At 45.1% G+C, this 25,126-nt stretch carries 18 protein-coding genes; 8 read left to right on the top strand and 10 right to left on the bottom strand.

Translation table 11 applies throughout. The annotated features are described in order from the left end of the window. Positions 1 to 216: 216 nt before the first annotated feature. Both galK and SWOO_RS03350 read left to right on the top strand, forming a co-directional pair. Positions 217 to 1,383, top strand: coding sequence for a galactokinase (gene galK / locus SWOO_RS03355; protein WP_012323295.1), 1,167 nt, complete (start codon positions 217 to 219; stop codon positions 1,381 to 1,383). 45 nt (positions 1,384 to 1,428) lie between these two features. Further along, the gene (locus tag SWOO_RS03350) at positions 1,429 to 2,460 is read left to right on the top strand and encodes an aldose epimerase family protein (protein ID WP_012323294.1); all 1,032 of its coding nucleotides are present in this window, start codon (positions 1,429 to 1,431) and stop codon (positions 2,458 to 2,460) included. 23 nt (positions 2,461 to 2,483) lie between these two features. Here SWOO_RS03350 and SWOO_RS03345 read toward each other — a convergent pair whose 3' ends face one another. Continuing rightward, positions 2,484 to 2,921, bottom strand: coding sequence for a hypothetical protein (locus tag SWOO_RS03345; RefSeq protein WP_012323293.1), 438 nt, complete (start codon positions 2,919 to 2,921; stop codon positions 2,484 to 2,486). A 420-nt stretch (positions 2,922 to 3,341) separates the two neighbouring features. After that, on the bottom strand, positions 3,342 to 4,361 hold the full coding sequence (locus SWOO_RS03340) for an NAD(P)H-quinone oxidoreductase (protein ID WP_012323292.1): 1,020 nt from the start codon (positions 4,359 to 4,361) through the stop codon (positions 3,342 to 3,344). Positions 4,362 to 4,971: 610 nt separating this feature from the next. Between SWOO_RS03340 and SWOO_RS03335 the strand changes: the two genes are divergently transcribed. Continuing rightward, positions 4,972 to 7,989 (top strand): M9 family metallopeptidase, encoded by a 3,018-nt coding sequence (locus SWOO_RS03335; RefSeq protein WP_012323291.1) that lies wholly within the window; start codon positions 4,972 to 4,974, stop codon positions 7,987 to 7,989. A gap of 63 nt (positions 7,990 to 8,052) precedes the next feature. Here SWOO_RS03335 and SWOO_RS03330 read toward each other — a convergent pair whose 3' ends face one another. Beyond that, positions 8,053 to 10,563, bottom strand: a complete 2,511-nt coding sequence (locus tag SWOO_RS03330) for a S8 family serine peptidase (RefSeq protein ID WP_012323290.1) — start codon at positions 10,561 to 10,563, stop codon at positions 8,053 to 8,055. A 505-nt stretch (positions 10,564 to 11,068) separates the two neighbouring features. On the opposite strand from SWOO_RS03330, the gene SWOO_RS03325 reads away from it, so the two are divergent. Together SWOO_RS03325 and SWOO_RS03320 are read left to right on the top strand one after the other, a co-directional pair. Next, the gene (locus SWOO_RS03325) at positions 11,069 to 11,500 is read left to right on the top strand and encodes a curlin (RefSeq protein WP_012323289.1); all 432 of its coding nucleotides are present in this window, start codon (positions 11,069 to 11,071) and stop codon (positions 11,498 to 11,500) included. 14 nt (positions 11,501 to 11,514) lie between these two features. Beyond that, on the top strand, positions 11,515 to 13,026 hold the full coding sequence (locus tag SWOO_RS03320; RefSeq protein WP_012323288.1) for a curlin: 1,512 nt from the start codon (positions 11,515 to 11,517) through the stop codon (positions 13,024 to 13,026). A 77-nt stretch (positions 13,027 to 13,103) separates the two neighbouring features. On the opposite strand, the gene SWOO_RS03315 is transcribed toward SWOO_RS03320, so the two are convergent. The 6 genes from SWOO_RS03315 to SWOO_RS03290 form a co-directional block, all read right to left on the bottom strand. Further along, complete coding sequence (locus tag SWOO_RS03315) at positions 13,104 to 13,769, bottom strand: response regulator transcription factor (protein ID WP_012323287.1); 666 nt, start codon at positions 13,767 to 13,769, stop codon at positions 13,104 to 13,106. Positions 13,770 to 14,173: 404 nt separating this feature from the next. Continuing rightward, the gene (locus SWOO_RS03310) at positions 14,174 to 14,941 is read right to left on the bottom strand and encodes a CsgG/HfaB family protein (RefSeq protein ID WP_012323286.1); all 768 of its coding nucleotides are present in this window, start codon (positions 14,939 to 14,941) and stop codon (positions 14,174 to 14,176) included. Beyond that, entirely contained in the window at positions 14,938 to 15,330 is a 393-nt protein-coding gene (locus tag SWOO_RS03305) for a curli assembly protein CsgF (protein ID WP_012323285.1), read from the bottom strand. Before SWOO_RS03305 ends, SWOO_RS03310 begins: the two co-directional genes overlap by 4 nt. Positions 15,331 to 15,353: 23 nt before the next feature. After that, on the bottom strand, positions 15,354 to 15,749 hold the full coding sequence (locus SWOO_RS03300; protein WP_012323284.1) for a curli production assembly/transport protein CsgE: 396 nt from the start codon (positions 15,747 to 15,749) through the stop codon (positions 15,354 to 15,356). A 294-nt stretch (positions 15,750 to 16,043) separates the two neighbouring features. Beyond that, positions 16,044 to 16,721, bottom strand: coding sequence for a single-stranded DNA-binding protein (locus SWOO_RS03295; RefSeq protein WP_012323283.1), 678 nt, complete (start codon positions 16,719 to 16,721; stop codon positions 16,044 to 16,046). Positions 16,722 to 16,798: 77 nt separating this feature from the next. Beyond that, a complete protein-coding gene (locus SWOO_RS03290; protein WP_012323282.1) occupies positions 16,799 to 18,166 on the bottom strand; it encodes an MFS transporter in 1,368 nt (455 codons plus the stop codon). 221 nt (positions 18,167 to 18,387) lie between these two features. On the opposite strand from SWOO_RS03290, the gene uvrA reads away from it, so the two are divergent. The 3 genes from uvrA (at position 18,388) to SWOO_RS03275 (ending at position 24,366) form a co-directional block, all read left to right on the top strand. Further along, a complete protein-coding gene (gene uvrA / locus SWOO_RS03285) occupies positions 18,388 to 21,225 on the top strand; it encodes an excinuclease ABC subunit UvrA (RefSeq protein WP_012323281.1) in 2,838 nt (945 codons plus the stop codon). 25 nt (positions 21,226 to 21,250) lie between these two features. Then, the gene (locus SWOO_RS03280; RefSeq protein WP_012323280.1) at positions 21,251 to 22,309 is read left to right on the top strand and encodes a M28 family peptidase; all 1,059 of its coding nucleotides are present in this window, start codon (positions 21,251 to 21,253) and stop codon (positions 22,307 to 22,309) included. A 239-nt stretch (positions 22,310 to 22,548) separates the two neighbouring features. After that, on the top strand, positions 22,549 to 24,366 hold the full coding sequence (locus tag SWOO_RS03275; RefSeq protein WP_012323279.1) for a DEAD/DEAH box helicase: 1,818 nt from the start codon (positions 22,549 to 22,551) through the stop codon (positions 24,364 to 24,366). A gap of 87 nt (positions 24,367 to 24,453) precedes the next feature. On the opposite strand, the gene SWOO_RS03270 is transcribed toward SWOO_RS03275, so the two are convergent. Next, the gene (locus SWOO_RS03270) at positions 24,454 to 25,002 is read right to left on the bottom strand and encodes a VOC family protein (protein WP_012323278.1); all 549 of its coding nucleotides are present in this window, start codon (positions 25,000 to 25,002) and stop codon (positions 24,454 to 24,456) included. Between the last annotated feature and the right edge of the window lie 124 nt (positions 25,003 to 25,126).

Below are 25,126 nucleotides of genomic sequence, written 5' to 3'. Positions count from 1 at the left end.
AAACCTTTTATTATCTTCTGCTCCCTGCAAAAACTCAGTTACAGCTTAAGTTAACTCATGATATAAATTGGTAAATACCCAAACAGCACCTTGAGCTAGCTTGGGTATATTAAGTACCAAAATAGGTACAAAAAGACCAAAACATATTATCTGCCACCATCAGCATTAGAGCTGATTTGGTGCATACTCAATACATATTTAGGGTAGTTGTAAAGCATGTCGAATCCTGCTCAACGCGCGAACAAATTATTTGTGCAAACTTTTGGCACAACCGCAGACGATCTTTATCTGGCACCAGGCCGGGTAAACTTGATCGGTGAACACACAGACTATAATGATGGTTTCGTCCTCCCAGCCGCCATTAACTTCCATACCATTGTTGCGGTAAAACGCCGTGAAGATGCGATATTTCGTGTTATCTCTGATGCCTTTCCCGGTGAGATTAAAGAGTGGGAATTTGGCCAAGAGGGACAAATGGATCCCCAAGATACTTGGATAAATTACCTTAAAGGATTTACCGCTGCGATGGCGGCATCCGGTCTACCAGCTAAAGGGTTAGATCTGTCGATTGTTGGCAATGTCCCTTTAGGGGCTGGACTCTCTTCATCTGCAGCACTAGAGATCGCTTTTGGTACAGCAATCAACGACTGCAGTCAGCTCAGACTCTCTCCGTTAGCCGTTGCTCAGATGGCTCAACGTGGTGAGAATCAGTATGTAGGCTATGCTTGCGGCATCATGGATCAGATGATCAGTGCCTTAGGTCAGCAAGATCACGCACTGCTTATTGATTGTGAAGATCTTGACAGTGAATCAGTCTCTATTCCTGAAAGCCTGAGCCTTATCATAGTGAACTCCAATGTAGAGCGTGGATTGCTTGACCCCGAATTCAGACTTAGACGTAAGCAGTGCGAAAGCGTCGCCGAACATTTTGGCTTAGATACCCTAAGGCATCTTGATCTCTGCAAACTTGAAGCAGCAAAAGATAAGCTAGACGAAGTCAGCTATCGACGGGTTAAACATGTCCTAACAGAAAACAGACGAACTCAAAATGCAGCCCATGCACTGGAAGCGGGAAATATCCCTAAGCTCAGTCAACTAATGGCGCAATCTCACGCATCTATGCGGGATGATTTTGAGATCACAGTACCCGAGATAGACACACTTGTAGATATCATCTCTGGGGTCGTTGGAGAGCGTGGTGGAGTAAGAATGACTGGCAGCGGCTTTGGTGGTTGTGTCGTAGCCTTGGTCGATCATGAGCTTACCGATGCAGTTGTCGAGGCGATTGAGAGCCAATACACCCAACAAACAGGACTCGAAGCGACCGTGTATCTTTGCTCTGCATGTGACGGTGCCGCTCGCGTAGACGAAGAGTTCTACTAGCGATAATAATTACTTAGTTTCACAACAAAAAAAGGGATTGCTTTTATGGTACGTTTTCGTCCGTTAGAACCTTGGGAAGATCCCCGAGGAGGCTTAATTGAGCGTGTCAGAATAGATAACGGTATCATAGCGCTAGAAGTGTTGAGTTTGGGCGGCATCATCCGCTCACTCTGGACTCCTGACAAAGATGGCGAGAGAAGCAATATTGTTTTAGGTTGTGATTCTGCAGAGGATTATCTGGCTCAAGGGGCCCATCTTGGCGCTATTGCTGGACGTTACGCCAACCGGGTTGCTAATGGCCAGATGAGTTTTGAAGGCAACAACTATCAACTCGATACCAATCAGTTGACCAACTGCCTGCATGGTGGCAGTGAAGGCTTTAACCGCAAACAGTGGCATATAGGTCAGCTCTCCGATGGCGTGAGACTAAGTTTAATCAGTCCTGATGGCGATATGGGCTTTCCTGGCAACTGCACAGTACAGCTGGATTACCGGCTCGCAGGCAATAATCTCTATATGGAGATTTTTGCTTCTACAGATAAGGCCTGTCCGATCAGCTTAACTCAGCACAGTTATTTTAATTTAGAGGGCGCCAACGCAAGCTCTAACCGCGACCATACCCTTCAAGTTGACAGTCAAAAGCACTTTATTCTCAATGAGCTGGGCCTTCCTACTGGAATAGAAGAGGTAAGCGGCGGCTTGCTCGACTTTAGTCAGGCCAAAGGCTTCGATATTCAGGAAGATAAACAGTTCTCCTCAACTGGTGGGATAGATCACTGCTATTTGCTCTCAACAAACAGTGATGAATTAACACGATTTGGCTGTCTAAGTTCACCTAAGTCTGGCCGAAGCCTAACTCTATACACGAATCAACCTAGCGTGCAGATCTATGGAGCCAATTTTCTAGAAGGGGAAAAAGGCAGAGGTGGACAGGTACTAAGTAAGCATCAAGGGATATGCTTGGAGCCTCAGCAGATCCCTGACGGCCCCAATCAAACAAAGCTATTTAGTGACCCATGGATAAAACCAGATCAGGTTTATCATCATATCAGTCGCTATCAATTTGAAGCAGTTTAATGAAGATAAGCCTTAATTAAGGCTTACTCCTCTAAACCACCAGACCAGCCATCAGCAAACTCACGATCTTGGCTTTCTGAGCCGTCATCGAGATCAATCTCATCATCGGGGGTTTTGTTGCTGTCCAGATCCTTTTGGGCTTCCTTTTTAATCAAAGGTTTATGTTTAGAAGATATCGCCTCTACCCAGCCCTCGTGCTTGCCCATAAACTCACTACGTGCGCTATTCCAAGCCGCACCGTAAGTCTCTGCAGCAGCTTTTGCCGATGCCTTGTCCAGATCATGCAGGTTGTGCTGAACTATCTCCTCTGCATATTCGATTATCGAATCTCTTTGAGTGTTATAGAGATAGATGCGCCCCGCCGAGGCTTCTGGAAATTGCTTGTCATGAATGACAATAGCATTACCACGAGCCGTTCTTAACTCGCCATACCAAATTGGTGTTTTCACTGTATTATACATATATGCCAATATCCTTTAATCAACACATACAGGAGGAATACAAGGCCAAAACGATGAAACGATAGACCTTTACCAACCTATGCTATTTCAAATTAGGCCTACACCGAAAGGGGCAGCCCTGTTCATCAAAATACTCACTTCTACCTCGCGTAAAGCAAGGGCTGAATCATGAGTTTTCAAACTAATATCGAATTTAGTTGAAAGCATGAGTTATTCAAGTTTTCATTTGTGAAATCTACAAATATTAAGCTATAACTCAATAAAATCAATTTCAACCATTTGATAAAAATGGATTTAAAAAATATCAAATTGAAGGCTATATTGAGCAGGCTAAATGACAATCTAATGTCATTTAGATTACAGAAAAAATTTAAGTCAAAACAAATATATCAACTTACTTTTCATCATAAAAACTCAATGTCACTCCACCCTCAACACTAGCTTACCTCTATGCTCTCCAGCCTCCATCAAGGTGTGAGCTTTCGCACACTCATAAAGGGGAAACTCTGCAAAAACGTGCGGTTTAAGTTGAGTGGAACTCTCCAGCTCGCAATCTAACAAGGGCCAAACTCTCTCTAACAACTGAGTGGTAATTTCAGCTTTAGCCCCAACGCTTTGAGGTCGCAGTGTTGACCCAGTCCAACGAATTCGCTTAGCCATGATCCGAAAAATATCCACTTCAGCTGTAGCCCCTCTCTGCATCGCTACAGATACCATACGTCCATCCATAGCTAAGGCCTTTAAATTTTGATTAATAAAATCGCCACCAGCCATATCAAATACAACATCAACTCCTCTGCCTTGAGTATGCTCCATAACAGGAGTAACAAAATCACTACGGTAATTAAGTGCAAGCTCGGCGCCTAGAGTTACGCAATGCTCGCACTTCTCATTACTGCCCGATGTAGTGATAACCTTAGCGCCAAATGCCTTAGCTAAGACAACGGCTGCACTTCCGACACCTCCAGAGCCACCATGGATCAATACAGTCTCACCCACCTTCAACCCAGCGCGCATAAATAGATTGCCCCAGACCGTAAAAAAGGTCTCAACAATTGCGGCGGCATCGGAGTCGCGCCAGCCATGAGGGATCGGCAGACAGTGGTCTGCATACGTCGCCACATATTCGCCATAGCCACCACCGGGCACCAAGGCACACACCCTCTCTCCCAATTGCCATCGAGTGACCTTTGACCCTAGTGCCACCACCTCACCTGCAACCTCCAAGCCTAAAATTGAGCTGGCGCCAGTTGGTGCAGGATAAACGCCTTTTCTCTGAGCCAGATCAGGACCATTGACGCCTGCCACATGCACTCTAATTAACACCTGATCCTCTTCAATCTTAGGTAGTTGAGAGCGAATCAGATGTAAAACATCCGGCGCTCCTGGTTCATCAAAAGTAACGTGTAAATAATTTTGTGGAAGTGAGTGTGCAGACATAAATTAGGACTTATTAACATTCAGATTTTATATTGATACACCTCAAATGCAGGTAAATCAATCCTTAATAGAGCAAAAAATAGCAACTAAATTCTATCTACCCCATTTTCAACCACACGCCAGTACGCTCAAGGCCTCCACTTAATTTCTCACTCCTTACTGAACAAGGAAAGTACAAAATAGCCACTTTGACTATTGTATATTTTATCCCCAAGCTATATTGTTGCATTTATGTTAAGCAGGTTTCCTGAGAAAACTAAGTCTCTAATAAAGAGAGACTACCTGCCTGTTTAGCTTAATAAGATCTGCTCAGCAGACTTTTATACATACCCAATCGACCTCAAGGTGCTCGTTTCAGAGCCCCCGTAGGATAGCTGAACAAAGGCAGTGATTGAGGAGAATGGTTATTCCCTTGTTGATATCACTAACGCAGTGCAGCGATTCTACGGGAACTCCCGTAGGGCATGGCGGGAATGTCGTTAATGCAGGAGCAATTAACGACCTTGAACTCTGTCACTTCTCGACATGCTGAATCCTGCGCCTTGAAGTTGTTTGGGTATACACCTCCCTTAGGCATAGATCCTAAGGAACAACAATCAATGGAGATCCCATGAAATTAAAACATCTGGTCGTCGCAATAGGACTCACTACAAGTTTTGACGCAGTAAGTAACCCCAGCAGTACCTATTCTCATCACATCGGTTTGTCAGAAAATCAGGCTCAAGCATCGAAAACTGCCCTCACTCAAACTCTCTCCCCTTGGGCGAGTACAGAGACTATGGCTGCAAGACCTGGACTGATTGGGCCCAATGGCCCAGCGGCAGCCGCCGATTGCAGTAGCTTTATTGGGTTAAGTGGCAGTGCGCTGGTGACTGAGCTGGCAAAATCAGATCCACAATGTGTCAGCCCTCTTTACAGCCTTAAGGGAGCCGATGCCACAGCTCTATTCAGTGAAGCAAACATGCTCAGTGTGGCAAATGGGATCACTAGTCGCGCTCCCGAATACACAGGGCTTGATAGCACAGGCATAGAATCACTTATCTACTTTCAACGTGCTGCCCTTTATGTGCAGTTTTACAGCCCAGAAGATGTTCCCGCCTACAGCAGTGCGGTAAAAGCAGATATCAAGAAGGAGATCACGGCTATCTTTGGAAACGCCAAGATCTGGACTGTCTCAGAGGAGAACGCCAGCGTATTAAAGGAGTCTTTAATTTTAATCGATTCGGCTGGGTTAGGTGCTGACTTTAACCATATCACCAAAAGAGTGCTGAGTGAGTACAATGCCGACTGGCAAGCCAGCTGGGGCATGAATGGCGCCGCGAACGCTATCTTCACCACACTATTTCGGGCACAATGGGATGATGCTATGAAGGCGCTGTTTGCGACCGACCATAGCATTCTCGACTCCCTCAATAACTTTCAGCTCAATAATCGACACTTAGTGGGCAGCAACGCTGAATATGTACTGCTTAACGGTATTCGTGAGATGTCCCGCCTTTACCATATTCCCCAGATGAAGAGCAGAGTCACCACCTTAGTCAAAGCCGTACTCGATAGCAGCAGTAAAAACGATGAGTCTAAGGTTATCTGGTTAGCCGCTGCTGAGATGGCAGATTATTACGACAGGGCCAACTGCAACTATTATGATATTTGTGGCTTTAAAGCTCAGCTCGAAGCCGACACCTTAGGTTTTAATTGGCAATGCTCAGACACTTTAATGATGCGCGCCCAAGCCCTCTATCAAGATCAGGCCAAATGGGCCTGTGAGGTGCTTGGGGGACAAGAGATCTACTTCCATAGCAAGTTAGGCACCAATAACACACCTGTGGCAAATGATAATAATGAAGCCCTTGAATTGGTCGTTTTTGATAGCTCCAGCGATTATCAATCCTATGCAGGCACCTTTTTCGGCATCAATACCAACAATGGCGGCATGTACCTTGAGGGTTCGCCTGCAGGAATGAAAAACCAAGCCAGATTTATCGCCTATGAGGCGCAGTGGCGTCAACCTGACTTCCATATCTGGAACCTACAACATGAATATGTTCACTACTTAGATGGGCGCTATAACCTGCACGGTGATTTTGGTCGTGGGATCTCAGCTAATACCATCTGGTGGATAGAGGGCTTAGCTGAATATATCTCCTACCGCGACGCCAATACAGCGGCTATCGCAATGGGCGAAACTGCAGAGTACCCACTCTCAACGATTTTCAAAAACAACTATGACTCAGGCCAAGACCGTATCTATCGCTGGGGATATCTGGCGGTGCGCTTTATGTTTGAAAATCACAAAGCAGATGTGGACCAGATCTTAGCTTACCTGCGTAATGATCAGTATGAAGAGTATCAAGTCTTTATGGACAGTATCGGTACCCGCTATGACAACGAATGGACAGGTTGGCTTACCAGTGGTTTAAGTGCCATAGACAACGGTATTATCGACCATGGCCCCTCTGATACCGATGCACTACCAAGTGGCACTGACGGTAACTGGGCAGGTCCTAAATCTACCATAAGTACAGATTATTCGCCCTGTACTGTCAGCGATGAAGCTTATCGCTACAGTGATGAAGCCAGCCTTAAACTAGATACCCCCATGGAGTGTATCGACTCTCAAAATGGCAGAGCTAGCTTTGCCATTGCTAATGTCGACAGCAATGCGCAAGAGATCTGGATTAAAGTTGGTGGTGGCTGGGGCGATGCTGATATCTACTACAACACAACAGGATGGGCCAGCGGCGAGTCTAATGAAGGTTACGGTATAGGCAATGGTAATCATGAAGTGATTAAGGTCACCATGAACCCTGACGAATATTGGCACTATATCACCCTAGCAGGTGATTTCGGAGGTGTGGATATGTTAGTTAGTACCACTGAGGTAGTTGCAGACCCCGATCCCGCCCAAGGTGGTGATAATGGCGGAGGAACGCCCACTCCGGTTGAAGATTGTGGCGCAGCAACCATTAGCTATGGTCAACTGACCTTAGGCCAAAATGAGTGCATCAGTGGTGGCAAAAATAGCTTATATGTTTACGTTGAAGAGGATAATACTCAACTCACCATCAGCACAGCAGGTGGCAGCGGTGATGCTAATCTTTACTTCAATGAGGAGACTTGGGCAAGCAGTACCAACCATCAGGCTAGCTCAACAAATGCGGGTAATGATGAGACTTTACATGTCACAGCAAATAGAGGTTGGCGCTATATTACGGTGGACTCTGAGAGTGAATTTTCAGGCGTGACGGTCAAGGTAGAGTTAGATACTGGAACATCACCTACTCCACCGAACTCAGGCGATGCTTGTTTAACTCAAAACCCCACTAACAGTGCGCGCCTCACCTCTGGGGAAGCTATCTGCGCAGACGATGGTATCAACTACTATTCGCTCTGGGTCGATGAGGGCACAAGTGAGCTAACGGTGACCTCTGCTTATGGTAGTGGAGATATCAGCCTCTATGGCGGCAGTTCTTGGTCAAATGCCAATAGTTATGAGGCTGCATCAACAACAGCTGACAGCACAAATGAAGCCTTTACTGTTAATAACCCTACACCGGGCTGGTACTACATTACTGTTGCAAGCGAGGTCACCAGTTCAGGGGTAGCGGTCCAAGCTGAATTAAAATAGCCTAGATATTTAAAACCAAAAAAAAGCGGCCCGAGGGCCGCTAATGACAAGTAACTCTACAATTTAGAACTGAGCTGTGATTGGATCAGAACATAGGCTAGAACCCGTTTCACAGATTGTGTACTCAACCGATGCAGGTGCATTTGTGAAACGATCACGGTAACGACCATCATTCTCTGTCGTCGCAACCATCTCACCATCACGGTAGATATCTACTGAGTTGCCATTTGCTCCATCCCAAGTCAGATCAACTAGCGCACTGCCACGACGAGATAGCTTAGCTCGAAGTACTTCAGCCGTAATCACATTATCAAATACGTCAACATTCATGTTAGCTGTATCAGTGTTACCTTCAGCATCTGTCACTGTTAGTGAAACTGCATAGCTACCCGCTGATGCGTAGGTATGAGATGGACTCATATCAGTTGAAGTGCCCATATCACCAAAGTCCCAGCTATAGCTAACGATATCATCGTTCGCATCTGTACTTGTATTGGTGAAGCTAACACTCAACCCTTCAGCACTGTAATCGAAACCAGCTACAGGCGCGGCTGGGGCTGTGTCACCTACACCTGAGATAATGATACCCCAGCTATTAAGCGTTCCTAAATCTGCTGCTGCATTATCACTAACAGACAGAGTCCAGGTACCCATCGCCATCTCACCGTTAAAGTCTGCAAGATCCCAGCTTTCTACAACATCATCGGCGCTGCCACCAGAGCGGTTGTGCAGTACAGACTCTGTGCCTTCTGGCGAAGTCAGTGTCACGATAAGGTCACCACTCCAAGTGTGAGTAATATTCACATCAGCAGTAACACCAAACACTTGTAGATCATCAGCAACTTCAATTGTGCTTACGATACCATTTGAGTCATTGTCCGGAATACTAACAGGATCATCGTTACTGTATGGATAGTCCTCGATACCCTGTGGCAGAATGCCTAATGACACCGATTTGCTCTTCTGGATAGCTCCATCATCACCAGAAACGGTAATGGTGTAATCTCCCCAAGGCGTTGCAGCAGCCGTCATGACATCAAGGGTAAAGTTATCACCAGCCATCACAGAATCAGTTGATAGAGAAACACCATCAAGGGCTGGAGAAACTTCTACTGTCAATGCAACAGTTCCATCCCAATCTGCCACGCTGCCAACACTAAAGTCATAACTTGCAGCAGAGCCCGCTTCGATTGTTTGTGAAGATGGCGTGACTGTGAATCGGTAACTTGGAGATGGATCAGCCATATCCAGAGCTGTCGCTACATTCAGACGTGCACCTGACACGGTTTTACCCGTTAGGTCTGCATTTGAATCACCTGAATCCATCAGCAGTTGCTTCATCTCGTCAATAGTGAGGTCAGGGTTAATAGACCATACTAATGCAGCAGCACCAACAACATGCGGCGTCGCCATTGAGGTACCGTTAAATGAGCTATAGTTGTTACCCGGTGTCGTCGACAAAATAGCCGAACCAGGTGCACCTATATCAACACTTGTAAGACCATATTGAGAAAAACCTGACATATTGTCATTACGATCGGTACTTGCAACCGCCATTACAGCAGCAGAGTCATAGCTCGCAGGATAACTTGGGCTAGCATCGTTATCATAAGCACCATTACCCGCGGCTGCGACAAATAAGATCCCCGCGTCACCACCTGATTCGATAGAGTCTTTTAGCGCTTGGCTAAATCCACCGCCGCCCCACGAGTTGTTACTCGCCTTAACGTCAACACCATGGTTAACTTTAAGGTTTGTCACGTAATCTATACATGCGATCGCACCTGCAGTCGAACCTGAACCACCAGCATCCAAGAACTGACAACCAATAATTGACACATCCCAGTTAACCCCAGCAACACCTACGCCATTGTTACCTTTAGCACCAATAGTTCCTGATACGTGGGTACCATGGCCGTTACCATCCATTGGATCGCCATCATCATCGATAGCGCTGTAACCATGGATATCATCGATAACGCCATTACCGTCATCATCGATACCATTACCGGCTATCTCATTCGGGTTAGTCCAGATATTACCTTGAAGATCTTCATGGTTGTAATCAACACCTGTATCGATCACCGCCACAACAACATCGGTATCACCTGTTGAAATATCCCATGCTTCTACCGCATCAATATCAGCATCGGCGGTTCCACCGTCCTGACCTGTATTGTTCATTCCCCACAGTGATGCAAAACTTGGATCATCTGGCGTACCTACCGCCTTAATCACATAGTTTGGTTCTGCATACTTAACTGCTGGATGCTGACTGATCATTTTAATTGCTTTTGATACATCAGATCCTGAACGCAGTGATAGATTTGCCAGCTTACCACCCATTAAATTAGCGAACTTATCATCAACACCATCGGCATTGACGTCACGTATTGAACCGCGCACTAAGCGCTGTGCAGAAAGACGTTCAGATTTTGTGGCATTATCTTTATATACAACAAGAATTGAGTCTTTCACATATTCATGTTGCGTCACTTTAGCCTGAACGGGGGCTGCAGATACCGTAATGGCGCCAGCAATGGCAAGCGCGATCGGTGTCAACTTATTAAACATAATTCTGACTTCCTTTTTATCCCTAAATATTCATATCCGGAACCAAATCCATCTAAGACCTTTTCTCGGTATTATTCCTCTTCCCATGAAAGTCTCAAAAACATCCCGGTGCATTTCACAAAAAGATTGTTGCCACAAGGTTATTAATTTTAAAAGCGGACTCGCTGGCTTTACTACCTTTCTACTACGCCCATCGCGCTAGCAAGTTTAATTCAATAGACTAAATGGCATTTACAAAAATATAATTTACTAATAATAAACAAAGAATTAAATCCAACTTTCAAGTTTAAAAAATATTTATTCCAGACATTTAAATAAATATACCTTCTTCCAATTGCGGCATTTTTACAGGGCTGTAACTTGAACCCTCATCTGGATCTATTGTTAAGCATTCGTTATTAAGCTTTCGCAAGAGGTCTAAAGGATAGCTAATAGTTTTAGGAAATTTGATACAAGACTTGTATCGAGATAAACCTAAAACTCATAAAGTAAAAGGGGTATGAAAGTGCCAACATTTAACTCTCTATTTTTACTGTTTATTACCCTCTGCAGTAGCGCTTGGGTATTCGCAGATGATGAGCTAGACACAAGCAATACCTATGAACTACCTATCACGCTACAAACTCTTCTCGAAAGCAATGGGCGTTCAAGCCTAGTTAACCTAGTCCAGCTAGGTAACCTAAATACCGCAAATATTATGCAGACTGGCAATAACAACTATGTCGATCTGATGCAGTTAGGGGATAACAACGAGGCTAATATCACTCAGGATGGGAAGAATAATCAGGTAGAACTTATTCAAGTTGGTGGAGATAACCAAGCAGATATCACCCAAATAGGAAACGATAACTTGGTTAATTTAAATCAACTTGGCAGTGCTAATTTCTCTATCGAGCAGATTGCCGATGGTGCTGAAATAACCATAACACAATATTAAACAGGGAAAGTCACATGAGATCTCAAACAAAAAAAACAATACTTGCGCTAGCGATCACTGCAGGACTCGGCATGAGTGGCTCAGCATTTGCTGATTCTGCAACTATTACACAAACCACAGATACTGCTAACTCTGTAGTTGGCCAAGAGGCTTATATTCAGCAGACTCAAGTTGGTGCTAATGCCAATGTAGCCACCATAGATCAAGTTGGTGATGATCAATCTGCAACCACTGTACAAGAAGGCGTTTGGCTTGAAGCCTATACGACCTCCACAGGTCTAGGTAACAATGTTGAAGTCGATCAGGCAGACGATTGGCATATCTCTAATGTCGATATGACAGGTAACGACAACGAAACCTACGTTGCTCAGTTCGACTTTTATAACCAAGCCGATATCGATGTAACAGGTAATGATAATAATGTTGATGTCGCTCAAGACGGTTCACAAAGTGAAGCTGTTGTTGAGTTAATTGGTGATAATAATAGCGCTGTTATCAATCAAGAAGGTGACGGTAACTTCGGGGTATACCGCGTTGAGGGTAACGATAATGATGGTGATATTACCCAGATGGGTAACGGTAATACCGCAGGTATGGTTTCCCTTGATATCACGCCCAATGTTGGCAACAACAATGATGTAACCGTCTATCAAGAGGGAGACAATAACCTAGGTGCCGTTAAAGGGGTTGCTGGCGATGATAACAACTTCGATATTGAGCAAGCAGGTAACGATAATACAGGTTTTGTTTACGACTTAACCGGTTCTGACAATGAGTTTGAGATTGACCAAGAGGGCGATAACAACACGGCTTATATGGCTGCTGTCCAGGGCGATGATAACTTTATTGAAATAAAGCAAGATGGTATGGGCAACACAATTGGTGACACCTTAATCGCTGAAGTTCAAGGTGATGACAATGATCTAAGAGTTGACCAAGAGGGAGACAACAACACTGCCCAGTTCCAAGTCTTTGGCAACGACAACGATGTCTCTTTAGATCAAGAGGGGAACACCAACGTTGCTACATTCGGTGCCTATGGCAACGATAATGATTTTGAGCTAAGAAGTGACGGAGCTGAAAATGAGGTTACCGCTTTTGCTGAAGGTGATGATAACAAGATAGAGATCAGCCAAGAGGGTGACATGAACTTCGGTTATGCTGACCTTATCGGCAATGGCAACGACACCGATATCGAACAAGATGGCGATGAAAACGAAGCCGTATTGACTGTTGTTGGTATGGATAATACTGATCTCGATATGACACAAGAGGGCGACCTTAACCTTATCGACCTGATCATTGTTGGTGATGAAAACAGCGCCCTAATCACTCAAACAGGTGATGGTAACTGGGTTGGTGGTGAAGATGATGGTGCTTTCGTCGTAACTGGTGATGGTAACAGCCTAACCATAGCGCAAACAGGTAATGACAACCTAGTTATGGGTTCACAAACTGGTTCAGATCACAGCATCTCAGTCACACAAACCGGTGACTTTAATACCGCAACTGTGATTCAAAACTAATTTCATATTAGTAAGAAAAGCAAAAAGGGAGCTTAGGCTCCCTTTTTAATAACTTTATATCAGTAATTTAAATCAGATTAAGAACATAACTCAAGCTGACTCTGATAACTTTGTGCCCACCTTAGCAGTTCAACACGGTTACGAGATTGCGTCTTTCTGAAGATAGATGAAATGTGAGCCTTAACAGTATGCTCACTGATACATAGTCTATGAGCTATCTCCTTATTTCTCGCACCACTCGACACTAAACTAATAATCGTTCTCTCTCGACTCGTTAGCATCTGCATCATCACTGCGCTATCTTGCAATGTGTCATTGGCACTGTCTAGTTTACGTACAAGACGGCTGAAAACCTGGCTGATCAACTGTCGATCAAAATAGAGCTCACCCTCTACCATATTGGTAATCCCAGACATCAAAGAGTCCATTCCTTGATTAGAATAAAGCACACCTTTAATTCCCAAAAGCAGCGCAGACTCAACCTCTAACGTATTGGGCTCAACCTGATGAAGCGCTACAGGACAATGCGACGCAAGCCTGGATGCTATTAAAGGAATTCCTTTATTATCCAGAGCTTCCCCTTTTTGAGCAATAAAACAGAAACTATTTGATAGTAGCCCATCAAAAAGCTCTGAAGACTTACTGACAATCCGAGTCTTTAATCCAATCGATTGAGCCAAAATAGCTAAATGACATGGCGCTTCAATTTGATGAAAAAAGACAAGTTCATCGATTTGGTTCATAACTTTCTCCTTGTCTATACACTTATGTTTTCACCCTGAAGAAAACATAAAATACTCTCTGGTCCCATGAGAGTTAAAAACAGCTTTTTTACTTTTGAGAAACATTATTATAATAAATAATTATAAATTACCAGAAAACAAACTAAGAAAAATAAATAAAACTGTAAAATTTACATAGAGGAGTTTTATTAGCTATTCAGGCATATTTTATACTGCTTAAGTAAGTTTATGATTATTTAAAAATAGGTTATTAGTTCATAAGTGCAGGTCTTTGAATAAACAGAATTTAATATCAAGCAGTAAAAAGCAGCAATAACATTAAACACTAGTTATTGCTGCTTTGTTCTCAAAAAGTCTAGACTGACTTAACTTTGTGATTAAGTCCTGTGAATTAGCTCTATAAATTAACTTTGAGAATTAGGACTCCAATATCCCAACGCAATCCCCTTATCGACCATCTCTGCAACCGCTAGCTCAATCGCTTGTAGCACACAAAACTGCACAGGCTCATTAGTTGTAAAGCCCATCTCAGCTTCTGCCAAACGGTTTAAGCTAGTAAAACGAAACAGACCCGCTCTCAACTCCTGAGAAAACACACGTTTAGTGGTCGATACCGACATCATCACTTTTCCACTGTGCACATCGACAGCTCTCAAGTAGATGGTGACTTGATCTTCACGGTAGAGCTCAGAAGCACCGATACCGTAATACTCCATGCCGATACCACCAGTACTCACATTTGTCTCATAACTAATAATCCCACCTTCAAGTAACAGGCGAGCATTGGTCAGTTGAGGCACCTCTGAGTCTTTACTCTTAGGTTGCTTCTTGGTTATCTTTCTCTCAGTTAACAGGTTTTGTAACCCTTCACGTTCCACAGGGGTAAACCAGCGAGAGTCCAGCAGCGTCTGAATTAGCATAGAGGTCGCGCCTTGGGTCACCGCAGTAGAAAATGAGCTAACATTCTGCTGAGGCTTATACTGCCCCGTTTGATCTCTAAATGAATACACAGCAACGGGAATAGGGTATTTAGGCCCCTTTTTCGCTTGCAGTGCTAACATGGTCTCGCTCACTGGATTGAGCTCAGCCTGACTCACATTTAGCTCCGGCTTAGGAAGCAGACCACAGCCTGAAAGCAGACCGATGACAACTAGAGGTAGTAAGTATTTCATCCCCCACCTCCATAAACTGGCATCTCAATAACGGTAATTTCACCTGTTACCAGATTAGTAATTGTGAGCACTACCCCACCACCAACAGAGGCAACCTCAATACGAAAGTCCCCAGTGTCATAAGTACCATCAGTGATCTCCCCATTAGCGACGCCACGGGTTATCGTATTAAGAATATTTCGCTCTAGAGACTCTTTGAACCGAGTAATAAAGTCTTTATCGCCCTCACCTTCGCTATGATCATTTTGCGCATTAGCCTTATTAAGTAGGTACGAACCATTTAACGGCGACCCACCAAAACTGGGGTTTATAGGGGTATAGACCAATTCGGTCGATTGAACGCTGCCGGCAACTAAGCTGGCTGCTAAAACTAACATCCTGTATTTCATTATTGTTATCCTAATAGCCAAAATTAGTAGCCATCTTCAGCACTTGCCAGCTCACCAGTAACAGCGTTCGCCTTGATCTGGGCTATATGATCTATGGTAAGCAAAATTGCTTGCTCTGCCCGCTCCTTTACCGGGTTTGCCCGACGTCCAAAGTGGGTTCTATAGATAGCTTTTCCATTCACCTCTAAAGTCAACTGAGTGCCTGCTTGTGGGAATACCGTTTCATATAGAGTGACATTGAAGCCTTGGGTGAAGGTGAGATCTCGCCAATAACCTGAGTAGTAAAAACCAAAGTCTTTACCAAAACGAGTCAAGGTTCTATCTATCACCAAACCACTAATCTCAATGTCATCCTCCACCGCAACTGCAGCCGTAGGGAAGGTAAAGAGAAACAGTAATAAATAGACCCACTTTTTCATATGCTATCAATCTCAACAATTACAAAGGCTCACGGGATTAGACCCGAACTACACAGTATTAAGCCAACGCGAATCCAGCAATGCCGCGACTTAGACTAAAGAACCACACTATCAGCAATTGGTTTTTTTTGACGAGTAAAAAGTGCTCACTAACGAGTAACTAAAGAAAGCGATAGAAAAGGAGTAATACTTTTGACTAATAAAAGAGAGAGTTTAAAGCGGAGAAAATAGGCAACAAAAAAGCCTCTTAAATAAGAGGCTTCATACATGTTTTAAAAACTTAGTCACTAATCTCTAAAACGGGATATCGTCATCCCAACCATCATCAAGGTCTGGGGTAAAGTTCTGTTGCGGTGCAGCTTGCTGTTGAGGCTGAGGCGCTGGGCGCTGTTGTGGCGCTTGCTGCTGTGGAGCTGCTTGTGGCTTAGGTGCATAAGCTGGCGCTTGCTGCTGTTGACCACCTTGCTGCTGCGACTGGTATCCGCCCTGCTGAGGTGCCTGTTGCTGAGGAGCAGCTTGAGGCTTAGGCGCATAACCACCCTGTTGTGGTGCTTGCTGTTGAGGTGCATTGTACTGATTCTGCTGCCCCTGCTGCTGACCATAACCACCTTGCTGTTGACCGCCGCCTTGACCACGACTGTCTAGCATCTGCATCTCATTGGCATTGATCTCAGTCTTATATCTGTCTTGACCGGTTGCCTGATCTTGCCACTTGCTAGTTTGCAGTTTACCTTCGATATAAACCTTAGAACCTTTCTTAAGGTATTCACCAGCAACCTCAGCTAGACGACGGTACATGACAATATTATGCCATTCAGTACGCTCTTGTGGCTGACCTTGTTGGTCTTTCCAAGACTCACTCGTCGCCACTGTAAAGTTGGCGACGGCATTGCCATTTGGCATATAACGAACTTCAGGGTCTTTACCCAAATTACCGACCAAAATTACCTTATTGACACCACGACTGGCCATTGAAATCTCCTGAGATATTCTTACAAATTACGATAAATTCTACGCTTAATTCATATCAAATGACACGAAATAACGACTTAACTGACAGAGCCTAACACAGCTCGCGCTTCTCTTAAATCGAAATGCTCATCAACTTTTAAATAAGCCACTTTCTCTTCAAGAACCACTATTGCCTCGGCGACACCTGCAAGCTGAGACAGCTCAGTCGCCATCACCTTTGCCTGCTCTTTACCTTCAACTTTTGCTTCAAGAGTATAGCTCTTTAACAACACTGGGTTTTTCATGCCTAATGTCAGCAGTAACCAGAGCGTCATCAAACCCAACGCAACTGCGAAAACCCCTTCGGCCCCCACAAGCTGATAAGCACCACCGCCTAATATACCACCACAGAAGGCACCAAGAAATTGACTGGTTGAGTATACGCCCATGGCGGAACCTTTATCACCAACGGGACAAAACTTAGCAATCAAGCTTGGAAGCGATGCCTCCAAATAGTTAAAGCCAGTAAAAAACAGCACAACCGCGATACTTAGCACAACTAAATTATTGGCAAACAGTGCCATTGAAGCCAATGCCAGCATCATGATTAACAGTGAAACCTGAAATGTCGCCTTGGTGTTTTTCTTCTTCACGCCAATGATAATGAGCGGCACCATCAGAAAGAATGCCCCCATAAAAGCGGGGAAATAGAGCATCCAATGCTTCTCTTTGGCCAAACCTGCATCAACTAAATCCAGCGGCAAGGCAACAAATACAGCGGTCAACACTAAGTGTAGAATAAAGATCCCCGCATCAAGACGAAACAGTTGAGGGTCAGTCACCATCGCCTTCAACTTAGCTGGCGTCGCTAATGTATCTCCCTTGGGGGCTTGAGAGATGGGGTTCGGCACTAGCAGCTGTACAATAATCATCCCCAACACCGCGAGGCCCGCAGTCATGGCAAACAAACCAGATAAACCTAAGTATTGAGCGACAATCGGTCCCACCAGCAAAGACAATGCAAACGAAAATCCGATGCACATACCGATAATGGCCATCACCTTGGTACGCTGCTCATCACGAGTCAGATCAGCCGCTAAGGCAAGCACAGCAGCGGCTATCGCCCCCATACCCTGTATCGCACGACCAGCAACCACACCGTAAATAGTGTCGGCGTTGGCGGCCACTAAACTACCAAAGGCAAACATCAGTAAGCCGATAAGGATAATAGGTTTACGGCCAAACTTATCCGATAACATCCCCATAGGGATCTGCAAAATAGCTTGAGTCAGACCATAAGCGCCAATAGCAATACCTACCCACAGTGGTGAAAAACCTTGCAGATGTTGCCCATAAAGTGCAAAAACAGGCATGATCATAAACAAGCCCATCATGCGCAAACCAAATACACTGGCTAAAGAGAACGCGACTTTTTTCTCAGTCTTTGAGAGTCCGTTATTGGCCATTTTTCGCCCTGATCTGAATACATAAATAAGCCGCGCATTTTATACCAATTCAAATCAAGATGTAACTAATTCATCTAGGACCTTTGAAGTGGGATCACAACAAAACTCCACACCAGTTAACCTTTCTCCCCTGCAGAATTTACTCTTGATCTTCTCCTCTCTGCTTTTGCTAATTTTTGTGCGATAATCGATCTCTTTTTTTATTTGGCATAGAGAGACAGATGGACAAGATTGAAGTACGTGGCGCCCGCACCCACAATCTAAAAAACATCAACCTGACAATTCCCAGAGACAAATTAATCGTGATCACCGGCCTATCAGGTTCGGGGAAATCCTCTCTGGCGTTTGACACACTTTATGCCGAAGGGCAGAGGCGGTATGTTGAATCGCTTTCAGCCTATGCCCGCCAGTTCTTAAGCCTGATGGAGAAACCTGATGTCGATCATATCGAAGGGTTAAGCCCAGCCATCTCCATCGAGCAAAAGTCCACATCCCACAACCCAAGATCCACAGTGGGAACCATCACAGAGATCTACGACTACCTCCGCCTTCTCTTTGCCCGCGTCGGTGAGCCACGCTGTCCCACACATGGCCAGCCCCTCACGGCACAAACCATCAGTCAGATGGTAGACAAAGTATTAGAGCTACCAGAAGGCAGTCGCCAGATGTTGCTTGCCCCTGTGGTCAATAACCGTAAAGGTGAGCACGTAAAGCTACTGGACAGCCTATCGGCGCAAGGATTCATCCGTGCCCGTATTGATGGTGAAGTGTGTGATCTCACCGATCCACCAGAGCTTGAACTTCACGTTAAGCACACCATTGAAGTTGTGGTCGACCGCTTTAAGGTTCGTGATGATATTCAACAGCGATTAGCCGAATCATTTGAAACTGCACTGGAGCTTTCTGGCGGTATCGCCACCGTAGCTGACATGGATAGCGAAAGTAAGAATCCCGATGAAGAGCTACTCTTCTCGGCAAACTTTGCTTGTCCTCACTGTGGCTACTCGATGGCTGAGCTGGAACCAAGAATATTCTCATTTAACAACCCAGCTGGTGCTTGTGGCACTTGCGATGGTTTAGGCGTACAGCAATATTTCGATCCAGAACGCGTTATCGTCAACAATGAGCTATCTCTAGCTGGCGGTGCTATTCGCGGCTGGGACAGACGCAACTTCTACTACTTCCAGATGCTAAGCTCACTTGCCGAGCACTATAAATTTGATGTTGAGCAACCCTTTGTAAAACTTAGCGATAAAATACAAAAGCTGGTTCTACATGGCTCAGGCAGCGAGAGTATCGCCTTTAAATACATTAACGATCGTGGTGACGTAGTCGTTCGTAATCACCCGTTTGAGGGCATACTTAACAACATGGACAGGCGCTACCGCGAGACAGAATCAAACGCTGTTCGCGAAGAGCTCTCCAAATTTATCAATACCCAGTCCTGTCAAAGCTGTCACGGCTCGCGTCTTCGTGAAGAGGCGCGTAATGTCTTTATCAATGATCTGAGCATGCCTGAGTTAACCGAGTGGTCTATCGGTGAGGCGATGGAGTACTTCTCCACACTTAAGTTGACGGGACAGAAAGCCCAGATTGCCGAAAAGATCCTTAAAGAGGTGGGCGATCGTTTAGGTTTCCTAGTCAATGTCGGGCTTAACTACCTAAGCCTATCTCGCTCTGCCGACACACTCTCTGGTGGTGAAGCTCAGCGGATCAGGCTTGCAAGTCAGATAGGTGCAGGCTTAGTCGGCGTAATGTATGTGCTCGATGAACCCTCAATTGGTCTACACCAAAGAGATAATGAACGCTTACTGCAAACTCTTATCCATCTGCGCGATATAGGCAATACCGTTATTGTGGTCGAACACGATGAAGATGCCATTAAGATGGCAGATCACGTGATCGATATTGGCCCTGGAGCCGGCGTACACGGTGGTGAAGTGATCTGTGACGGTACTTTAGAGGATATTCTCAGCTGTGACGAATCAATTACTGGCCAATACCTCTCGGGCAAAAAACAGATCCATATCAGCGAGGAGCGAGTCGCGTATAACGGCGATAAGCTAATCGAGCTATTTGGTGCCAGTGGCAACAACCTAAAAGATGTGGACTTGACCATACCTGTTGGCCTATTTACCTGTGTGACTGGGGTATCTGGCTCAGGAAAGTCAACCCTGATCAACGACACCTTCTATAAGATTGCTCATCGAGTACTTAATGGCGCAACCGTGGATGAGCCAGCCCCTTATCGAGAAGTCAAAGGGATGGAGCATTGTGACAAGGTGGTCGATATCGATCAAAGCCCCATTGGCCGTACACCGCGTTCGAATCCAGCCACTTACACGGGGATTTTCACCCCAATCAGGGAGCTATTTTCGGCAACTCAAGAGTCACGTACCCGAGGTTATAAACCTGGTCGTTTCTCATTTAACGTCAAAGGTGGACGCTGTGAGGCGTGTCAGGGTGATGGTTTAATCAAGGTTGAGATGCACTTCCTTCCTGATGTGTATGTTCCTTGTGATGACTGTAAGGGCAAGCGCTACAATCGTGAAACTTTAGAGGTCAAATATAAAGGTAAGAGCATCCATGAGGTGCTCAATATGACCGTTGAAGAGGCAAGACCTTTCTTCGATGCCGTCCCTGCCATTGCTAGAAAATTGCAAACCTTGATTGAAGTTGGCCTCTCCTATATCAGCTTGGGACAGAGTGCGACTACACTTTCTGGCGGTGAAGCACAACGTGTTAAGCTGGCAAAAGAGCTCTCTAAGCGAGATACTGGTCAGACGCTCTATATTCTCGATGAGCCAACAACAGGACTACACTTTGCAGATATTCAATTACTATTGGATGTCCTGCACAGGTTAAAAGCTCACGGTAATACCATCGTGGTTATCGAGCATAATCTGGATGTGATCAAAACTGCAGACTGGATTGTCGATCTCGGACCTGAAGGCGGTGCTGGCGGCGGAACAATACTAGCGACAGGTACGCCAGAGCAAGTTGCCGAGCATAAAGAGTCTCACACGGCACGCTTTCTTAAGCCTTTGCTAGAAAAATAATTAACGAGATAAATGGGGAGAGAAGATGAGTCCAACACAGATTAAGCTCATCTCTCTCCGCTTCTCGTTTACCCTCTCGATACTACTGCTCTTTAGCCTTACTCTCTCTGGTTGCTCCACATTTAGTACCAGCTGTAAGACTCAATTAAAAGCCAACTGGGTCGACCAACAAGCCCTTAAAGCCGATCTCGCTCAACTGACCTCAGCCAAGTTTGAGGGCAGAAAAACTGGCACTCAAGGCGCGGCGCTAACTAGGGATTACCTCAACGAGCGTTTCACTCAGATAGGGTTAACACCTTGGCAATCAGCGCAAGCTGATACAAAAACCACTACGCAACAAAGTAAGAACACAGATAAGTTCAACCTTCCCTTTACCTATTCCCAAGGGTTCAGCGAACGAAAAGGCAGCAATGTGGTCGGGGTATTAAAAGCATCAAACCCCTCAACATCTTGGCGACTTGTCATCGCACACTATGATCACTTAGGCGTAAAAGGTCGTAAGATATACCCTGGCGCCGATGACAATGCATCAGGCATTGCAGCCATGTTACAACTTGCCAATTATGCGGCTACGCATCCTGAGCTATTTACAAAAACCAATCTTATGTTTGTCGCGACCGATGCCGAAGAGCCAGGACTCTACGGCGGCTACGCCTTAGCCGAGCTTCTTAGCCAACAAAACATCACTCCAAACAACAAACAGATAGAGCTCGCCATTAACTTAGATATGATAGGTAGACCAGAGCGTTCCATGGTGGTCTATTTAGAGGGAAGAAGAGGTTTCAGCCAGTTCCCATTAATTAAGCAGAAACTGATAAATGAGACAGGGCTATGTATCAAGGCTAAGCACCCAAGAAAGCGAGGTCAGTTAACCGGAAATATTGACTGGCTTAGGGCCTCAGATCACTACCCGCTGCATAAAGTTGGGGTTCCTTGGCTCTACTTTGGTGTGCCACCTCATCAAGATTATCATGCACCTAGCGACACTCAGGAAAAAATAGATTTTGAATTTCTAGCCGCTGTTACCAGCTCGGCACACCAACTGCTGATAATAGACAGTTTACAACTAGGAAACATTCAATAAATGATAGTGATAAATTATTATTTTTGAATATAACTTACTAATTAGTATCCGATTTACCATGAAATCATCCTGTAAACTCATTACGAGCTCACATTTAATTGGTAATACCAATTGCACCCTGCTATAATAATCGGCTTATTAAAGCAATTTTTGTTGCGGGAAGTCGACACGGGGTTGATTTTCTGTCTATAAACCTAAGTGCATTTTCTGCACTCTGTTATTCCACAAGGCTACAACCCATGTCATCCGAAGAAAAAACTTTCCGCGAACTCGGTCTTTCCGAGCCTTTGTTGCGTGCTCTTGATGAGCTAGGCTACGAAAAGCCTACCCCAATTCAAGCTGCAAGTATCGACCCTCTTATGGCCAACAAGGACATATTAGGTCAGGCACAGACTGGTACAGGTAAAACTGGTGCCTTCGCTCTGCCACTACTTAACAGCATCGACCCAACAACCAATGCACCTCAAATTTTAGTGCTAGCGCCAACACGTGAACTTGCTGTTCAGGTTGCAGAAGCTTTTGCTAGCTACTCTAAATTTATGAAGGGCATGCATGTACTACCTATTTATGGTGGTCAAAGCATGCAGCAGCAGCTTAACTCTCTTAGACGTGGTCCACAGATCATCGTTGGTACTCCTGGCCGTGTTATGGACCATATGCGTCGTGGCACACTTAAGCTCGCTACGCTTAAAGCTATGGTACTTGATGAAGCTGATGAGATGCTAAAAATGGGCTTCATCGATGATATCGAATGGATCCTTGAGCATACACCTCAAGAGCGTCAACTAGCGCTTTTCTCAGCGACAATGCCTGAGCAAATTAAGCGTGTTGCTAACAAGTACTTGGATAATCCAGTACACGTTAAAATTGCAGCGACGACAACAACAGTTGAAACCATCGAGCAACGTTTTGTTCAGGTCTCTCAGCACAACAAACTTGAAGCGTTAGTACGTGTTCTTGAAGTTGAAAAGACTGAAGGCATCATCATCTTCGTTCGTACTCGTAACAGCTGTGTTGAGCTAGCAGAGAAGCTTGAAGCTCGCGGTTATGCATCATCACCACTACACGGTGATATGAACCAGCAGGCTCGTGAGCGCGCAGTTGATCAACTTAAGCGTGGCAAGCTAGATATCATTATCGCAACTGATGTTGCGGCTCGTGGTCTTGACGTTGAGCGTATCGGACACGTAGTTAACTACGATATCCCTTATGATACTGAAGCTTATGTTCACCGTATTGGTCGTACAGGTCGTGCTGGTCGTACAGGTATGGCAATCTTATTTGTTACACACAGAGAGATGCGTATGCTACGCACTATCGAACGTGCAACAAAGAGCCGTATCTCACCAATGGACGTTCCTAGCCCAGAGACAGTGACCGAGCGTCGTCTATCTCGCCTAGGTGAGCAAGTTGCCGAGATCATCAGCAAAGATTCTTTAGATTTCATGAAGGGTGCTGTAGCTCAACTTTGTCAACAACTTGAAGTCGACACTGACATTCTTGCAGCAGCACTGCTACAGCAAGTACAGAAAGAGCGTCCTTTACAGTTGCCGTCGATTAACGAGCGTCAGCGTGACAACCGTGATGACCGTAACTCTCGCGATCGTGGTTCACGTGACCGTAATGATCGTCCTCGTCGTGATTCGCGCCCTACTCCAACGAACTTGGGTAAAGCCGATGCACTTAAGGACAATCCAGACGTTAAGATGAGCCGTTACATCATAGATGTGGGTCGTGATCATGGTGTTGGTGTAGGTAATATCGTTGGCGCTGTTGCAAACGAAGCAAACATCGACAGCCGCTATATTGGTCAGATTCAGTTATTTGATAACATGACTGCTATCGATCTTCCTGATGGTATGCCAAAGGATGTACTGGACCACCTTAAAAAGGTTCGTGTTTGTGGTAAGCCACTAAACATTCGTGAAGCTGATGGTGCTGAGATGCCAGCTGGAGACAGCCGTCCACCACGTCGCCCACGTAAGCCTTCTGGTGACCGTCGCCCATCAGGTGACAGAAAGCCACACCGCAAAGGCCCATCAAGAGATAGCGAGTAAACCCGCTAGATGAGCCGATCACTTTTAACTAAGTGAATCCATAAAAAAGGAGCCCTAGGCTCCTTTTTTGTTTTCTGTTGATTGGTATTAAGAGTCGCTCCCTTCGAACTCCTCCTCATGTAACCAGGCGGCATGCTTAGGAGCACGTTTTGTCACCGACCACTCCTCAAGCATAGCGGGCGCGACCTTTTTCAACTCTTTAAACTGTGCAGATGTACCAGTCACACAGGTTAGCTCTAATCGGTGGCCGTTTGGATCGAAAAAGTAAATTGATTCAATAATGCCATGCTTAGTGATCCCGAGAACCTCGACGCCTTTCCCCTCAAGCTCACGCTTGGCCTCAAGCAGTGCCGCAGTATCTTTCACCCTAAATGCAATATGTTGCACCCACTCAGGGGTGTTTCTGTCTCTGTCCATTTTAGGCGAGTTCGGCAGCTCAAAAAAAGCCAAAATATTGCCATTGCCCGCATCGAGAAACAGATGCATATAGGGGTCAGGTGCCTTAGTCGACGGCACCTTATCTTCAGCTATGGCCACAAGAAAATCCATATTGAGCTTATCTCTATAAAACTCAACCGTCTCTTTAGCATCATTACAGCGATATGCCACATGGTGTATCCGCTCGATATTGATCATAACTTACCTTAAGAATATAGTAACACTTGTTACTATATTCTTTTTGTCATCAGAGTTCAAGAAATGAGCAAGATTTAAAGATAAGCGGTTAAGGAATCCCTTTACTCCAACTAACGGGTAAGTC

The sequence above is a fragment of the Shewanella woodyi ATCC 51908 genome (assembly GCF_000019525.1).
GTDB classification, from domain to species: domain Bacteria; phylum Pseudomonadota; class Gammaproteobacteria; order Enterobacterales; family Shewanellaceae; genus Shewanella; species Shewanella woodyi.
Note: the sequence above shows the minus strand (reverse complement) of the source record. Positions and strands in the feature narration are given on the sequence as shown.

Excerpts from the sequence above, each read along its gene's own strand:
- galK (WP_012323295.1), top strand. The coding sequence starts at position 217 with ATGTCGAATCCTGCTCAACGCGCGAACAAATTATTTGTGCAAACTTTT.
- SWOO_RS03350 (WP_012323294.1), top strand. The coding sequence starts at position 1,429 with ATGGTACGTTTTCGTCCGTTAGAACCTTGGGAAGATCCCCGAGGAGGC.
- SWOO_RS03345 (WP_012323293.1), bottom strand. The coding sequence starts at position 2,921 with ATGTATAATACAGTGAAAACACCAATTTGGTATGGCGAGTTAAGAACG.
- SWOO_RS03340 (WP_012323292.1), bottom strand. The coding sequence starts at position 4,361 with ATGTCTGCACACTCACTTCCACAAAATTATTTACACGTTACTTTTGAT.
- SWOO_RS03335 (WP_012323291.1), top strand. The coding sequence starts at position 4,972 with ATGAAATTAAAACATCTGGTCGTCGCAATAGGACTCACTACAAGTTTT.
- SWOO_RS03330 (WP_012323290.1), bottom strand. The coding sequence starts at position 10,563 with ATGTTTAATAAGTTGACACCGATCGCGCTTGCCATTGCTGGCGCCATT.
- SWOO_RS03320 (WP_012323288.1), top strand. The coding sequence starts at position 11,515 with ATGAGATCTCAAACAAAAAAAACAATACTTGCGCTAGCGATCACTGCA.
- SWOO_RS03315 (WP_012323287.1), bottom strand. The coding sequence starts at position 13,769 with ATGAACCAAATCGATGAACTTGTCTTTTTTCATCAAATTGAAGCGCCA.
- SWOO_RS03310 (WP_012323286.1), bottom strand. The coding sequence starts at position 14,941 with ATGAAATACTTACTACCTCTAGTTGTCATCGGTCTGCTTTCAGGCTGT.
- SWOO_RS03305 (WP_012323285.1), bottom strand. The coding sequence starts at position 15,330 with ATGAAATACAGGATGTTAGTTTTAGCAGCCAGCTTAGTTGCCGGCAGC.
- SWOO_RS03300 (WP_012323284.1), bottom strand. The coding sequence starts at position 15,749 with ATGAAAAAGTGGGTCTATTTATTACTGTTTCTCTTTACCTTCCCTACG.
- SWOO_RS03295 (WP_012323283.1), bottom strand. The coding sequence starts at position 16,721 with ATGGCCAGTCGTGGTGTCAATAAGGTAATTTTGGTCGGTAATTTGGGT.
- SWOO_RS03290 (WP_012323282.1), bottom strand. The coding sequence starts at position 18,166 with ATGGCCAATAACGGACTCTCAAAGACTGAGAAAAAAGTCGCGTTCTCT.
- uvrA (WP_012323281.1), top strand. The coding sequence starts at position 18,388 with ATGGACAAGATTGAAGTACGTGGCGCCCGCACCCACAATCTAAAAAAC.
- SWOO_RS03280 (WP_012323280.1), top strand. The coding sequence starts at position 21,251 with ATGAGTCCAACACAGATTAAGCTCATCTCTCTCCGCTTCTCGTTTACC.
- SWOO_RS03275 (WP_012323279.1), top strand. The coding sequence starts at position 22,549 with ATGTCATCCGAAGAAAAAACTTTCCGCGAACTCGGTCTTTCCGAGCCT.
- SWOO_RS03270 (WP_012323278.1), bottom strand. The coding sequence starts at position 25,002 with ATGATCAATATCGAGCGGATACACCATGTGGCATATCGCTGTAATGAT.